Origin of the sequence: Thalassococcus sp. BH17M4-6 (assembly GCF_049323015.1) — a bacterium.
Taxonomy (GTDB): domain Bacteria; phylum Pseudomonadota; class Alphaproteobacteria; order Rhodobacterales; family Rhodobacteraceae; genus Puniceibacterium.
Window position 1 is genome coordinate 23,785 of the sequence record NZ_JBMPGU010000017.1, and the last position, 13,910, is coordinate 37,694.

A 13,910-nucleotide genomic window follows, 5' to 3' on the forward strand; every position below is an offset into this window, starting at 1 on the left:
CCATCTTGCCGCGCGCCGCCAAATCGGGCGGCCCGGCCATTGGAAAAGCGACAGGTATGACACAGACCCAACACCACGTGGTCGTCATCGGAGCCGGATTCGCCGGTCTAACGGCCGTTCAGAAGATGAAGCATCTGGGCGCGCGGATCACGCTGATCGACCGTCAGAACCATCACCTGTTCCAACCGCTACTGTACCAGACCGCGACAGCGGTGCTTTCGGTGGATGATGTGGCTTGGCCGGTGCGCCGCCTGCTCAAAGGCCGTAAGGACGTCACCGTTCTGCAAGCGGACGTGACGGGGATCGATCGCGCGGCCAAAACCGTGATCCTCAAGGACGGTGCGCCGCTTCCCTTCGACACGCTGGTGATCGCGACCGGCACCGTCACCAGCTACTTCGGCCACGACGCATGGCAGCACGACGCTCCGGGGCTCAAGACCGCCGACGACGCGCTGCGCCTGCGGACCAGAATCTTCGGCGCCCTCGAACGGGCCGAGCGTGAAAGTGATCCGCAAAAACGTGCCGCGCACCAGACCTTTGCGGTGATCGGCGGCGGCCCCACCGGGGTCGAGCTTGCGGGCATGATCTCGAACCTGTGCCACCGGGTTCTGAAGGGCGAATTCCGCCATATCGACCCCGCCGACTGCCGCATCCTTCTGGTCGAAGGCGGCCCGCGGCTGCTTGGCCCCTTCGCGGAAAGCCTGTCGTCCTACACCGCGCGAGTGCTGAAAGAACGCGGGATCGAGGTGCTGACCGGCAAGATCGTGAAGGAGGTCAGCGCCCAAGGCATCGTCTGGGGCGACGGTCCTGACGAGCGGATAGAGTGCGCCACGACCGTCTGGGCCGCCGGTGTCGCGGGCACGCCCGCTGCCCAATGGCTTGGGGTCGCGCCGGACAAGGGCAACCGGATCGCGGTCGGTGGCGACCTGACCCTGCCGGACGATCCGGATATCTTCGTGATCGGGGACGTGGCTGCGGTGCCTTGGAAGGATGGTGTGGTTCCGGGCCTCGCCCCCGCCGCCAAGCAGATGGGCGGACATGTCGCCCGGACAATGCGGCACCGGCTGAAAGGCGGCCCCATGCCCAAGCCGTTCGCGTACCGTGACTACGGCAGCCTCGCCACCATCGGCCAAGGCGCGGCCGTGATCCAATACGGCCAGCTGCATCTGCGCGGCCTGCTGGCCTGGTGGGGTTGGGGCGTGGCGCATATCTTCTTTCTCATCACCCTGCGCAACCGCGTGACGGTGATGCTGAACTGGGTCTGGTTCACGTTGTTCGGGCGCAACGCCGCGCGCGTCACCTTTTCCGAAATGACAGAGCCCAGCAGTCAAGCCCGCAAGGCACCTCCACAGAGTTGATCCCTCGTCCCGCCCGAAGCGCCCTTCGCCGCGCCGAAAGCCCCTGCCCTGCTCCCGAAAGGACCATAAAGAATTACCACTCTTGCCAAGCTTCTTGTCGAAACGCTCGCCTCCGCCGGGGTGACCCGGATCTGGGGCGTGACGGGCGACAGCCTCAACGCCATCGACGGCGCGCTTCGTGACAACGGACACATCGCGTTCATGCATGTCCGCAACGAAGAGGCCGGCGCATTCGCGACCGGCGCAGAGGCGGCGGTCACCCGCAAGCTGGCAGTCTGTGCGGGCAGTTGTGGGCCGGGCAACCTGCACCTGATCAACGGGCTGTACGACTGCTACCGCAACCGCGTGCCGGTACTGGCCATCGCGTCGCATATTCCCTCTACGGAGATCGGCCTGGGCTATTTTCAGGAAACCCATCCCACAAAGATCTTTGAGGAATGCAGCGACTTCTGCGAACTCGTCACCTCGCCCAAACAGATGCCCGGCGTGCTGCACCGCGCGCTGCGCACGGCCATCGGGCGTAATACCGTCTCGGTTATCGTGATCCCCGGCGATGTCTCCTTGCTCGAATTCGACGGCGACACCCCCGCCTTCGTGCCGCCCGCGCCGGTGCGCCGGGTGCCGGGCGACAGCGGCGTCGCGGCGGCGGCAGAGCTTTTGAACGGCTCGCAGAATGTCACGATCCTCGCCGGGGCAGGCACCGCAGGCGCCCATGACGAGGTCGTGGCTCTGGCCGATGCGCTGAAAGCACCGATCGTGCACGCCTTCCGGGGCAAGGAGTACATGGAGTGGGACAACCCCTTCGACGTGGGCATGACCGGGCTGATCGGCTTTTCGTCGGGCTACCACGCCCTCAAGGAGTGCGACACCTTGTTGATGCTCGGGACCGATTTCCCCTATCGCAACTTCTATCCCGAGGGGGCCAAGGTCATTCAGGTCGACCGCGATCCCGCCGCGCTTGGCAAACGTGTTGCCCTGACCATGGGGATCGAGGCGGATGTGGTGGAATTCGCCCGGATGATCACCCCGCTGATCGATGCCGGACGCCCGCACGACTTTCTGGACAAGGCGCGCACGCACTACGCCAATGCACGCCGCGATCTTGACGATCTGGCAACGCCCGCCAAGCGCGGCAAACCGTTGCACCCGCAATACGTCTATTCCGTCGTCAACGAAGTGGCGTCCGAAAATGCGGTCTTTACCGTCGATGTCGGCACGCCTGCGATCTGGTCCGCGCGCTACCTCAAGACCAATGGCAAACGCAGGATCATCGGCTCGTTCAACCATGGCTCGATGGCCAACGCGTTGCCGCAGGCGCTTGGCGCGCAGGCCGCGTTCCCTGATCGGCAAGTGGTGTCGATGTCGGGCGACGGCGGCGTGGCGATGCTGTTCGGCGAATTGCTGACGGCCGTACAACTGAACCTGCCCGTCAAGATCGTGGTGCTGAACAATGGCACGCTCGGCTTTGTCGAGCTGGAACAGAAGACCGGCGGCTACCTGCCCGAAAACGTCGGATTGCAGAACCCCAACTTCGCGGATGTCGCAAGGGCCATCGGCCTGAAAGGCATCCGGGTCGAGGACTCCGGCGGTCTGAAAGCCGCGCTGGAGGAGGCCTTTGCCCACGACGGCCCCGCGTTGGTCGACGTGGTCTCGAACCGCTACGAATTGGCCATGCCGCCGACCATCGAAGCCAAGGAAGGCATCGGTTTCAGCCTCTACGGCATGCGCGCGATCCTGAACGGGCGCGGTGACGAGATTCTGCAACTGGCCAGCAGCAATCTGTTTCGGTGAACGGAGCGGCTTTCGCTTGAATCCTTACATTTCCTTGAAGTCCGGCACCGGCTGACGACAGGAATGCATTGCAAAGTCTTCACCATGAAAAAGGGCGCAGAACGGGGGTCAACTTGGCCTGACGTAGGGAGGAACCTGCGGGCGAAGCTGCGCGAATTGCAACGCCAATTACAGGACAGTGCCCCATGGCCAAATCCACCCCTCCAACCGCACAATCCGGTGCCACCATGACCCACTATCGCTGGGTCGTGGTGGCGCTTCTGTTTGCCATTGTCGTGATCAACTACATCGACAGAGCGGCGATTTCCTATGCCATTGACCCGATCGCGAAGGAGCTTTCGCTCACATCAAGCCAGAAGGGTCTGGTCCTCGGCGCGTTCGGCGTGGGATACATGTTCACCACATTTATCGGCGGCGTTCTCACCGACCGCTTCGGGCCGCGTATCATCCTGACCGTCGCGGTCATCCTCTGGGCCGTGTCGAGCGCATTGACGGCCGTGGGCTCGAGTTTCTTCCTGCTCCTGGCGCTGCGCGCGTTTCTGGGTCTTTCCGAAGGCCCGATGTTTCCGGGCCTGACCGGCGCGGTCGCCCATTGGCTCCCGCCGAAGGAGCGCGCCCGCGCGCTTGGCTATTCGCTTGCGGCGGTGCCGCTGGCGCTGGCCATCGGCGGCCCTGTCGTCAGCGGTATCCTGTCGCTTACCGACTGGCGCACGCTTTACTGGATTCTTGGCGGCGCAAGCCTGGTGTGGTTTCCCCTGTGGTACTGGATGTTTCGCAACCGGCCCGAGGATTCGGCCCATGTAAACCAGGCCGAGCTGGCGCATATCAGGCAAGAGCAGGTCGAAGACATCGACGACGGTCGCGGCACCGGGAATGTTGTGCCTGCCCGGTCGGACAACGCGACCGGAACCACATGGAAGCGGCTTTTCACCAACCGGACACTGCTGACCAACTACTGGGCGTTCTTCGTCTTCGGATACTTCCTGTTCTTCTTCATGACCTGGCTGCCAGGCTTCCTTGAACAGAAATTCTCGGTCCCTGTGGCAAGTGCAGGCTGGTTCTCGTTCGTGCCGTGGGCGGTGGCAGGTGTTGTCCTGCTGGTCCTGGGCAATCTGTCCGATCGTATGCTGGAAAAGACTCACAGCCTTCGGATCGCGCGCAGTTGGTTCATCATCGTCACCCAGCTCATTGCCGCTGTGGTCATCCTGCCGGCTGCCTTCACCTCGACCCTCTGGGTGGCGTTGGCGCTGATCACCGTGTCACTTGCGGCCTCGATGGGGGCGAACGCGGTCTATTACGCGGTCAACGTGGACATTGCGCCCGACCGGTCGGCCACGGCTCTGGGGCTGATGAACTTCTTCTTCGCCATTTCCGGCTTTGCCGCGCCCGTCATCACCGGCTGGGTGGTCGGCAACAGCGGCAGCTTCACGCGGGCGTTCTTCATTCTCGCGGCGCTCGCGGGTTCTTCGGTGGTGCTGACATTCCTCTTCCACCGTCCAGATCGCGACGCAATCGACCATCCCTATCCGGACGCGCGCTGAAAACGCTTTTTAGCAACCGGCGGGGGGCGCCAAAGCCCCCCGCGCCCATCAACCCGCCCGACCGAAAGAGCCAATAGATGACCTCCTCCCGCCGTCACCCTCTGCTGACCGTTCTCAACGATCCGATCCAGGACAAGGGCACCGCCTACACGGAAGAAGAGCGCGATGCGCTTGGGATCACCGGCCTTCTGCCCGCCCATGTGGACACGCTCGAAACACAGCTGTCGCGGGTCATGACCCACCTCGACGCCAAGCAGACCGACGTCGAACGCTACATCTATCTGATCTCGCTCTGCGATCGGAACGAGACGCTCTATTTCGCCGTTCTGATGAGCGACCCGGAGCGTTTCATCCCAATCGTCTACAACCCGACCATTGCAGAGGCTTGCCTCGACTACGGCCAGATCTTCCGCCGTCCGCGCGGCATGTATCTGACCAAGCACATGAAAGGCCGGCTGAAGGAGGTGCTGTCCAACTGGCCGACGCGCGATATTCGCTTCATCTGCATCACTTCGGGCGGGCGCATCCTTGGCCTCGGCGACATCGGCGCGAACGGCACGCCGATCCCGATTGGCAAGCTGCACCTCTACACCGCCTGCGCGGGTGTAACACCGGACGCGCTTTTGCCCATCCACATGGACATTGGCACGACCAACCAGACGCTTCGCGACGATCCGCTCTACCCCGGACTGCACGAGGACGTGGCCAGCAGCGACGAGATCGACGCCCTCATGGACGAGTTCATGCAGGCCGCGAACGAGGTCTTTCCCGGCGTATGCATCCATTTCGAGGATTGGAAGGGCACCGACGCGCTGCGGCTGTTCGACCGCTACAAGGACGATCACCTGATCTATAACGACGACATTCAGGGCACTGCTGGCGTGACCATCGCGGGGCTGATCACGGCGCTTCAGATCAAGGGCGAGGCGCTGAAAGACCAGCGCGTGATGTTCGCCGGGGCCGGATCGGCCGCCATCGGCATCGCCAACATGATTGTCGAAGCCATGAAGACCGAGGGTCTTACCGACGCAGAGGCGCAGGCCGCGATTGCGCTGTTCGATGCGGGCGGCCTGCTTTGCAGGACGCGCGATGACCTGAATATCCATCAGACCCCCTATGCCAAGGATCTCAAGGACGAAAAGGACCTCCAGAATGCGGTCAAGGCCTATAAACCGACGGTCCTGATCGGTGTGAGCACCGTGGGCGGCCTCTTTACCGAAGGCGTCGTGAAGGAGATGGCCAGCCATTGCGAACGCCCGGTGATCTTTCCGTTGTCCAACCCCACGGCCAACGCGGAATGCACGCCCGCCGACGCCTATGCATGGACCGACGGCAAGGCGCTCGTGGCCTGCGGGGTGCAGTTCCCCGATGTCGAGATCAACGGCCAGACCTTCCACCCCGGTCAGGCGAACAACTTCTACATCTTCCCGGCTCTTGGACTGGCGGTCTATGCAACAAAGGCAAGGATGATTGACGACAGGATGTTCATTGCGGCGGCACGGGGCTGCGCGGATCAGGTCAGCCCCACCGACCGCCAACAGGGGATGCTCTTCCCCCGGCAACGGGACATGCTGGACACGGAAACGCGGATCGCCATCGCCATTGCACGGGACATCTTTGATCGCGGGCTGGCCGGTGTCGAGGAGCCCGAAGACCTCAGCGCGCTGATCCAAATCCAGATCTACCAACCGGTCTACCACGACGAGTCGGACTAACGCCGCCCTTTGACGCAAGGTCTGTCGCGCCGGGGTCCGTCAGGAATTCGGCGCGCTTCCCGTCAGTTCCACCAATGCCTAGGCGAAATCACACGCAGCACAGGCATCGCACGTGTGCCAGCACGGAGGTCATTGCCGCCGCCGCCGGAACCGCGTCGAGCCGCTCTGTGGCAATCGGCTGGCCGGGTACGAACACGCCGACCGTCATAATGATCGCGATGGTGAGCACAGCCATAGAGACGAGCTTGGACCAAGAAATCAGCCACTGGAGCCCGAATTCCGGTGATCGTCGCGAGGACGCCCAGAAACGGGACAGCCACCGGATGCGGAACCAGGGACGCGACGGTGATGGCCGGGTCAAAGGCGGCCAGGGTTGTGGCCCGGGCCAAGCGTATCGGCAGGGGCAATCCGACGAACACCAGGTCATATATCCGCTGCCACTGTGAGGTTGAGGCAAAGGACGGTGTTTCGCGGGACATCTGGATTCACATCCCTTTGGTCGCGGCCATACGGCACGGATATTGCCCCCTCTCGGCAGAGCGATGCGCATTGGAGATCAACGCGCGGTAATACCGGTCGAGGCCCGTCCGGGTCTGACCGGTCAAACTTTTCGTTTCACGGGTCGTCGCCGCGATGCCGCCAATCTCAAAAATCCTTGAGATACGGAACGGTCAGGGCCGAATTCGTGTGTCTGGCAAGGCGCGGAAGTTGGCAGCCTTGCCAGACGCCTTGGATGACCGGAGCCAGGTCGTTCCGCAGGTCTTGAGAACGCGATCGCAGACATGATCTCGGGAAAGCGAGCGGCATTGTGCGCCAGGTCCGGTGCCCTGTCATTCGAACAAACGGGCACGCGCGGCTGTTGCAGCGGTCCTCAGGAACCCCTGGTCGGATCCGGTCAGGAACCCGGTCGCGCCCAAATCGCGCATCGCGGTGGCGTCGATGCGATGGTTTGCAAGCATGAGGGCGGGCAGAGCGGCCGATTTCGCGGCCCTTAAAAGATGCGCGACCGCGCGGTCCAGCCCTCCGTCTTCCGCCGCCGCGCCCATGCTTGCCCCGAGGTCTGCGCGGCCGATAAAGAGCGCGTCGAGCCCCTTGGTCGCGACGATCTCGTCGATCCGGTCCAGCGCTTCGGCGTCTTCGATCATTGCGACGACGGCACTGCGCGCATCCTGCGCCGCCATGTGGTCCGCCACCGGCACGCCGCCGAAGGCGCCAGCGCGGGTAGTTGGAGACAGGCCACGCCCACCAGCATAGCGCGCAAGTGCGACGATCTCTTGGGCGACGGCGGCAGAGGTCACATGCGGCACCAGCACGCCATCGGCCCCGCTGTCCAGCACGCGCAGGATGTCGCCGGGTTGGCGTACCCGCACCAGCCCCGCCATGCGGTGTGCCCGGCAAGCCAGCAGCATGGCATCGGTCGTCTCGGGGTTCAGCGGTGCGTGTTCCTCGTCGATCACGACAAAATCGAAGCCCAATTGCCCCATGATCTCGGCGGGTTGGGTCGAGGGGATCTTGAGGAAGGTGCCCAGCATTGGCTCGGGCGCGCGCAGGCGGGCGCGAAATCCGGCCCTCATCCGAAGGTCACCTTGTCCCGACCCTTGGTCCCGAGCAATGCGCGCGCCTCGTCCGGGGTGGCGATCTCATGGCCCAGATCCTCGAGGATGCGCCGGATCTTGGTGACCATCTGCGCGTTGCTTTCCGCCAGTTGTCCCTTGGCGATGTACAGGTTGTCCTCCAGCCCGACGCGGACATGCCCGCCGAGGATCGCCCCCATGGTGACCAGCGGGAACTGCGACCTGCCCGCGCCCAGCACCGACAGCAGGTGATCGTTACCAAAAAGCCGCTCTGCCGTGCCGCGCATGTGCATGAGGTTTTCCGGGTCCGTGCCCTGCGCCCCCGTGACGCCAAAGATCGCCTGCACGAAGAACGGCGGCTTCACCAGACCCCGATCCGCAAAATGCGCGAGGTTGTAGAGGTGGCCGGTGTCGTAGCATTCGAACTCGAACCGGGTGCCGGTCTCGGACAGCTTGCCCAGCACCGTTTCGATCTGGGTGAAGGTGTTGGACATGATCAGGTCGCGGGTACCACGCAGGTACTCCACCTCCCACGGCTGCGGATCGCGGCAGCCTTTTTCGGCGGCAGAGATGTTGAAGTTGAACGACCCCATGTTGAGCGAGGCCAGTTCCGGCGCGGCCCGCAGCGCGGGGGCGATCCGGTCCTCCAGCGACATGCCCAACCCGCCGCCGGTGGTGATGTTCACGATGGCATCCGTGGCCGCGTGGATGCGCGGCAGGAAGGCGGCGTAGTGCGCGGGGTCCTGACTGGGCGCGCCGGTGTCCGGCATCCGCGCGTGCAGGTGCAACACGGCGGCCCCGGCCTCGGCGGCGGCAATGGCGCTTTCGGCGATCTGGTCGGCGGTCACCGGCAGATGGGGCGACATGGACGGCGTGTGGATAGAGCCGGTCACGGCGCAGGAGATGATGGTCTTTTTCGAAGTCCGGGGCACGGGTTGTCCTTTGGATTGGATCGGCCCGGATCACCCCCGGGCCGAGGATGGGTTCAGAACACCTGCACAAGGCGCAGCTGCACGACGCTACCGTATTCAAAGCCACCTTCGACGTTGAAATCCTTGCCATACATAGCCTGAATCTGGGTCGTGGGGGTCAGAAAATGCGTGCCGTAGATGCGCGCCTGATCGCGATGCACCTTCAGGCCGGTCTCGACACCATTCACTTTCTGCTCCCCGCCGCGCTGACCGGAATAGCCGATGGCGAGCGATGTCGTGGGCCCCCATTGCTTGCGCAGCATCGCCTGAAACTGCCATGCCGGAGCGCGTTCGTACGTCACGCCATTCTCCTTGTGATCCCGTTGAAAGGCCACGTCCAGAACGCCGTCAAAATAGTAACCGCCGCCAAGCCCCTGGATCAGTCCGACCTGCGGGGTGATGGTGAAGGTGCCTTCGCCGATGCCGATCCGTGCCGGATCATAGCTGCCGGTGGGCAAGGTCGCGAAGAGCGAAAAACCCAGCGTGGTTCCGGTGTCCGGGTTGTCCGGCTGCACCGGCCAGAGCGTCAGGCCCAGCGTCGTATCGCCCACCCCTTCGGAGGTGTCCTGTTTGATCGTGCCGATGTTGGCGGTATCGATGTTGGCAAACGGCGCCACCACGTGGAACGCGGCAGGCATGTCCCCCAGAGTGAAATAGTTCAGGCTCCGCAGGATGGCGATGTTGGCTTCGAATTTGGACCCGGGGATCTGATTGCCATTGACCGTCAGCTTGTCAGAGCTCAGGTGCTGCCAGTACAGCATTCCCAGCGTCGTGCCGCTTGGCAGGATGGTGTAATCCGCCGGGCCCACGTCGATGGCTTTCGCAGGTGCGGCCGCCATGGCCAGCGCCACCGCAGCGGCGCCAAAAGTGTACGTCATCTTCATAGGGTCTCCTCCCCGAGTGTTGCGAAAATCGTGAACGTCTCTGGGCCTATTCGGCGGCCACCTGCGGGTGCGGCTGAGCAAGCGAATATTGGCCCCTGTGGTACAGAAGCGGCGCGCTGTCCGAGGTATCGAACCCGGTCACACGGCCGATCAGGATCCAGTGGTCGCCGCCGTCGAGAGTGTCTTCGCGAGCGCATTGGATCGTGGCACAGGTCTCTGGCAGCAGCAGGCAGCCGCCCTGCCCTTCGGTCACGTCGATCGCGGCGAATTTGTCGTCGCTGCGGCGTGCGAAATGGTTCGACAGGTCGATCTGGTCGTGAGCAAGGATGTTCACCGCGAAATGGCTTGCAGCCTCGAAGACCGGGTAGCTCGACGATGTCTTGAGCAGGCTCCACAGGATCAGCGGCGGCGTCAGCGACAGAGAGTTGAAACTGTTGGCCGTGACGCCGACACGCTGGCCCAGTGCCTGCGCGGTGATCACGGTCACACCGGTGGCAAAGCACCCGAGCGCTGCGCGAAAGGCGCGCGGATCGAACCCGCTCTCGGCGGGGAAAGTCATGCTGGCCATGAGGGACCTCCTGAGGGATGGAAAATCTGACAGGCTGGATCGGCCCGCCCCGGTGGGCGAGGCGGGCCGAAGATGGATCAGAAGAGCGAGGGATCGGGCTCCAGACCCATCAGCGCGCGTCCGAGGATCTGCGCGCAGATATCGTAATCGGTATAGGCATGCGCCGCGGTCATGTGGCTGTTGCGGAACAGGCGCTGCGCCTCGGCATCGTCGAACCATGCCGAGCCGCCGGAGGCTTCAAAGAGCCGATCCACCGCCGCCACGAACATCTTGACCGCATAGGCCTGATTGGTCCGCCAAAAGGCCATCTGCGTCTCGGTCGGATAGGCGCGGCGTTCGGCATGGTCGCGCATCTCGGCCCAGGTCTTTTCCAGAAAGGCGCGGCCTGCGGCCACCTGGTGGGTGCTTTCGGCAAGGCGCATGCAGGCCGGGATCGACTGGCCGACCTTCGCGCCGGTGTAGGCGCGCACGCGGCCCTGCGTGCGTTCGGTGTAAAGCTCGATCATGCGCTCTGCGATGCCGAGGCTGACTGCCGAGAAGCAGCTGGCAAAGACATAGATGAAGGGCACGTGGTAGATCTGGCTGTCGGGATAGAGCGCGCCGCCCGCCGAGGTCAGCGTCATCAGCGCGGGCACGCTCTCGATGCGGTGGTTCGGAACAAAGGCGTCCTTGACCACCAGCGTCTTGGACCCGGTGCCGCGCATCCCGGCGGTGAACCAGTTGTCCCTGATCTCGTAATCGCTGCGCGGCACGATGGCAAAGCTGTAGACCTTGCCCAGATCCGCATCGTCGCGCAGGAACCCGAGGATCGCCCAAGTCGCATGGTCGCAGCCCGACGACCAGCCGAATTCACCGGAGAAGCGCACACCGCCCTCGACTTCGACCGCCTGTCCGTAGGGTGCGATTGAGGAGGATGAGAGCGTGTCCGGGTCGTCGCCCCAGACCTCGTCCTGCAACGTCTTGGAATAAAGCGCGATCTGGTGCGCGTGTTCCGCCAGTAGCGAGAACGCCCAGGCGGTCGATCCGCAGGCCGTGGCGATCAGCGCGATGCAGTTCTCGAAGTCCGGCACCGGCATTTCCAGACCGCCGTAGGCCTTTGGCTGAAAGGCGCGGTGCAGGCCAGTGCCCTTGAGCAGCTCGATGCTTTCTGCCGGGACCATGCGGTCCGCTTCGGCCTTGGAAGCGTTGGCCTTGATCTGAGGCAGGACCGCGCGAACGCGGTCGATCATCGGTGTTGTGTCGTCGAACATGGGTGTTCTCCTCCCTGTGGGTGTCAGTTCGAAAGGAATGCGATGGCCGCGTCACGAAAGCGGTCGTCGGCGGTCAGGCCGACATGGCCGGGGCCATCGATCAGCTGGTGCGCGGCGGCCGGCAGGGCCGAGACGAGGCGCGCGTCGGGCTGGGCTACGGCATCTGCGCGGCTGTTGAAGATCAGGATCGGCGCCGTTGCGGCGGCAAGCCGCTCCGCCGTGAGGACCGGGTTGGCCGGTCGCTCCAGCACCGCCGCCAGACAGGCCGGATCAGAGCCACTTTTCCCAGCGTAGGCCAGAAGGGCTTTGACCTGCGGCGCATGGTCAGTCGTCTCACCGCGCAGCGCGGCGACAAGGGCCGGGCCGGCGGCCTCCGGGGCAAAGATGTTGTCGCCGATCCCGCCCAGCACCAGCCTGCCCTGCGCGCCGGGAAAGCGTGCCTCCAGTTCCAGCAGCAGCTTGGTCCCCAGCGAAAACCCGATTGCCCCGTGCAGCCCGGCGGGCAGCTTCGCGGCGAGCTCGCTGGCAAGGTCGGCATAGGCCTGCGGATCGTGCGGACCGCCCTGCGAACCATGCCCCGCGATGTCGATGCCGACCGGCTCGAACCCTGCGTCGCGTAACGCCACGTCCCAGCCATCCGCCTGCCACGTGGCGGCGTAGGAACCGCCCCAGCCGTGGACAAGTGCAACCTGCTTCATGCCGGGACCCCTCTGGCCGCCTGCGCGGCTTTCGTCAGATCGGGCGTGTCGGCGCCGGCAAAGACCAGCGTTCCCCGCACTTCGCGAAACCGCCAGCCGTCCGGCGTCTCGACGCAGTCGAAGGTGAAGTCCGCCAGCGACGATGGCGCCTGCAAAGGCAAGGGGCGTGCGCCCGTGCCGGAAAACACCGTGACCGTCGCCGCCAGCCGCGTGCCCTCGCCGGGCAGCGCCCGCAGGTTGGTGCAAAGATGCCGGGTGCTGCGCGCGCGCTCGGCCGACAGGACGCGGCGGGCGGCGAAGTAGCGGGACAGCTCTGCCTTACCCTCGGCGCGAAAGCTTTCGATCACCAGCGCACCGCCGTCAGTGAACAGGTCCGCCCCGGGCGTGTCGTCCACCTCGTCGACCACCGCCCAGAAGCGCAGGACAAGATCCTGCACCTCCAGGAATATCTCCGGCGAAAGGCTCACGACCCCACCGTCATGAAGGTCTCGGCCATCTCGTAGCCCCAGCCGTTCATCACGTCCGCAAGCTGTTCGGGTGCGATGTCCACGTTGAGCGGCGTCGCGTCGTCGGCGAACTGCTCCATGCCCGACGAGAACTCGTTGCGATTGCCGAAGGGGTCGAAGGCATAGGCATAGTTGTTGGTGCCAAAGCCGGTGGATTTGCCCAGCCCCGCGTTGTGCCGCCCGGGTCCGAACTCCCAGCGGTGGCCGGTTTCCAACAGCCGGTCCGACAGGCGGAAATAGTGGTTGCCGTCCTCCACCGCAAAGGCCACGTGATGCAGCCGGTCCGAGGGTCGCACCGCGCGCATGTAGGCGATGTCATGGTCATAGGCCGAGCCGCGCAGCCAGATGCCGGCCAGCTGCCCGCCCACGGAAATGTTCAGGGACGACTTGAAGCCGATCATCATCAGAAAGTCGCGCATCACCGCCGGGTTGACTTCGCCCAGCAGGTTGATGTGGTCCATGTCGGTCGGGATATGCGAGCCCTTGGCGTCGAAGTCCGAGATGCCCGCGCGGCGCTCGGCCCCGCCGGTGCAGAGCCGCAGTTCGTGGCCCGAGGGAAGGTGGAACTTCAGCGTCGCGCCCTCGCCCGGACGGCTGTCGCCGTTCAGGCGCTCGGCGGCCACACCTTCCTTTTTCAGGACACTCTCGACCCGGTCGAGATCTTCCTGATCGTCGACGCCAAAGGTGAAATTCTCCAGCGATTGCGTGCCCTTCACCAGCGTGATGTCGGCGGCCGTGCCACGGCAGGCAAGGTGGACGGTGTCGGCGTCGCGCGACAGCACGGTCAGGCCCAGTACGTCCTCGTACCAGGCAAGTGCCTTTCCGAGATCGCCAACCCTGACGGCGGCGTGGTCGATACGGTTGATCCCCATGATGTGATCCTTCCTTGAGGCAAAAGTGTTCGGGACGGCCGCCAATTCGGGGCCGCGTGGCGGCAGGCGCAGAGCGCGCCCGGAGACCGGACAGACAGGAGCCGTCGCGCCCCAATGGGGCGCGTCTCGCGCGCTGTGGAGTCGGTCATGGAATTATCGGGTGATGGCGCGGCATCGCGCGC

Annotated in this window: 13 protein-coding genes; 4 read left to right on the forward strand and 9 right to left on the reverse strand. The window is 64.4% G+C overall.

Annotation, left to right across the window (positions count from 1 at the left end; all coding sequences use genetic code 11):
• Nucleotides 1-5: 5 nt before the first annotated feature.
• The 4 genes from ACOXXX_RS18950 to ACOXXX_RS18965 all read left to right on the forward strand — a co-directional run bounded on the left by ACOXXX_RS18950 (nucleotide 6) and on the right by ACOXXX_RS18965 (nucleotide 6,405).
• Nucleotides 6-1,358: an NAD(P)/FAD-dependent oxidoreductase gene (locus ACOXXX_RS18950; protein ID WP_422828187.1), complete on the forward strand. Its 1,353-nt coding sequence runs from the start codon at nucleotides 6-8 to the stop codon at nucleotides 1,356-1,358.
• 72 nt (nucleotides 1,359-1,430) lie between these two features.
• On the forward strand, nucleotides 1,431-3,149 hold the full coding sequence (gene poxB / locus ACOXXX_RS18955) for a ubiquinone-dependent pyruvate dehydrogenase (RefSeq protein ID WP_422828233.1): 1,719 nt from the start codon (nucleotides 1,431-1,433) through the stop codon (nucleotides 3,147-3,149).
• A 185-nt stretch (nucleotides 3,150-3,334) separates the two neighbouring features.
• Nucleotides 3,335-4,690, forward strand: a complete 1,356-nt coding sequence (locus ACOXXX_RS18960; protein WP_422828188.1) for an MFS transporter — start codon at nucleotides 3,335-3,337, stop codon at nucleotides 4,688-4,690.
• A 77-nt stretch (nucleotides 4,691-4,767) separates the two neighbouring features.
• Complete coding sequence (locus ACOXXX_RS18965; RefSeq protein WP_422828189.1) at nucleotides 4,768-6,405, forward strand: NAD-dependent malic enzyme; 1,638 nt, start codon at nucleotides 4,768-4,770, stop codon at nucleotides 6,403-6,405.
• Between the two features lie 88 nt (nucleotides 6,406-6,493).
• Here the strand turns inward: ACOXXX_RS18965 and ACOXXX_RS18970 are convergent, their stop codons facing one another.
• The 9 genes from ACOXXX_RS18970 to ACOXXX_RS19010 all read right to left on the reverse strand — a co-directional run bounded on the left by ACOXXX_RS18970 (nucleotide 6,494) and on the right by ACOXXX_RS19010 (nucleotide 13,728).
• Nucleotides 6,494-6,640, reverse strand: a complete 147-nt coding sequence (locus ACOXXX_RS18970; RefSeq protein WP_422828190.1) for a hypothetical protein — start codon at nucleotides 6,638-6,640, stop codon at nucleotides 6,494-6,496.
• A 595-nt stretch (nucleotides 6,641-7,235) separates the two neighbouring features.
• Nucleotides 7,236-7,979 (reverse strand): HpcH/HpaI aldolase family protein, encoded by a 744-nt coding sequence (locus ACOXXX_RS18975; RefSeq protein ID WP_422828191.1) that lies wholly within the window; start codon nucleotides 7,977-7,979, stop codon nucleotides 7,236-7,238.
• On the reverse strand, nucleotides 7,976-8,911 hold the full coding sequence (locus tag ACOXXX_RS18980) for a 3-keto-5-aminohexanoate cleavage protein (protein WP_422828192.1): 936 nt from the start codon (nucleotides 8,909-8,911) through the stop codon (nucleotides 7,976-7,978). The genes ACOXXX_RS18975 and ACOXXX_RS18980 overlap by 4 nt, the downstream gene beginning before the upstream one ends.
• 53 nt (nucleotides 8,912-8,964) lie before the next feature.
• On the reverse strand, nucleotides 8,965-9,828 hold the full coding sequence (locus ACOXXX_RS18985) for a transporter (RefSeq protein ID WP_422828193.1): 864 nt from the start codon (nucleotides 9,826-9,828) through the stop codon (nucleotides 8,965-8,967).
• Between the two features lie 52 nt (nucleotides 9,829-9,880).
• Nucleotides 9,881-10,402 carry a flavin reductase family protein gene (locus ACOXXX_RS18990; RefSeq protein ID WP_422828194.1) on the reverse strand — a complete coding sequence of 174 codons (522 nt, stop codon included), beginning with the start codon at nucleotides 10,400-10,402 and terminating at the stop codon, nucleotides 9,881-9,883.
• Nucleotides 10,403-10,479: 77 nt separating this feature from the next.
• Nucleotides 10,480-11,652 carry a p-hydroxyphenylacetate 3-hydroxylase oxygenase component gene (locus tag ACOXXX_RS18995; protein ID WP_422828195.1) on the reverse strand — a complete coding sequence of 391 codons (1,173 nt, stop codon included), beginning with the start codon at nucleotides 11,650-11,652 and terminating at the stop codon, nucleotides 10,480-10,482.
• 23 nt (nucleotides 11,653-11,675) lie between these two features.
• Nucleotides 11,676-12,350, reverse strand: coding sequence for an alpha/beta fold hydrolase (locus ACOXXX_RS19000; RefSeq protein ID WP_422828196.1), 675 nt, complete (start codon nucleotides 12,348-12,350; stop codon nucleotides 11,676-11,678).
• Complete coding sequence (locus tag ACOXXX_RS19005; RefSeq protein WP_422828197.1) at nucleotides 12,347-12,817, reverse strand: nuclear transport factor 2 family protein; 471 nt, start codon at nucleotides 12,815-12,817, stop codon at nucleotides 12,347-12,349. The genes ACOXXX_RS19000 and ACOXXX_RS19005 overlap by 4 nt, the downstream gene beginning before the upstream one ends.
• A complete protein-coding gene (locus ACOXXX_RS19010) occupies nucleotides 12,814-13,728 on the reverse strand; it encodes a VOC family protein (RefSeq protein ID WP_422828198.1) in 915 nt (304 codons plus the stop codon). Before ACOXXX_RS19010 ends, ACOXXX_RS19005 begins: the two co-directional genes overlap by 4 nt.
• Between the last annotated feature and the right edge of the window lie 182 nt (nucleotides 13,729-13,910).

Coding starts and splice junctions, on each gene's coding strand:
- ACOXXX_RS18990 (WP_422828194.1), bottom strand. CDS start 10,402: ATGGCCAGCATGACTTTCCCCGCCGAGAGCGGGTTCGATCCGCGCGCC.
- ACOXXX_RS19010 (WP_422828198.1), bottom strand. CDS start 13,728: ATGGGGATCAACCGTATCGACCACGCCGCCGTCAGGGTTGGCGATCTC.
- ACOXXX_RS18985 (WP_422828193.1), bottom strand. CDS start 9,828: ATGACGTACACTTTTGGCGCCGCTGCGGTGGCGCTGGCCATGGCGGCC.
- ACOXXX_RS18960 (WP_422828188.1), top strand. CDS start 3,335: ATGGCCAAATCCACCCCTCCAACCGCACAATCCGGTGCCACCATGACC.
- ACOXXX_RS18975 (WP_422828191.1), bottom strand. CDS start 7,979: ATGAGGGCCGGATTTCGCGCCCGCCTGCGCGCGCCCGAGCCAATGCTG.
- ACOXXX_RS18995 (WP_422828195.1), bottom strand. CDS start 11,652: ATGTTCGACGACACAACACCGATGATCGACCGCGTTCGCGCGGTCCTG.
- ACOXXX_RS19000 (WP_422828196.1), bottom strand. CDS start 12,350: ATGAAGCAGGTTGCACTTGTCCACGGCTGGGGCGGTTCCTACGCCGCC.
- ACOXXX_RS18970 (WP_422828190.1), bottom strand. CDS start 6,640: ATGGCTGTGCTCACCATCGCGATCATTATGACGGTCGGCGTGTTCGTA.
- ACOXXX_RS18965 (WP_422828189.1), top strand. CDS start 4,768: ATGACCTCCTCCCGCCGTCACCCTCTGCTGACCGTTCTCAACGATCCG.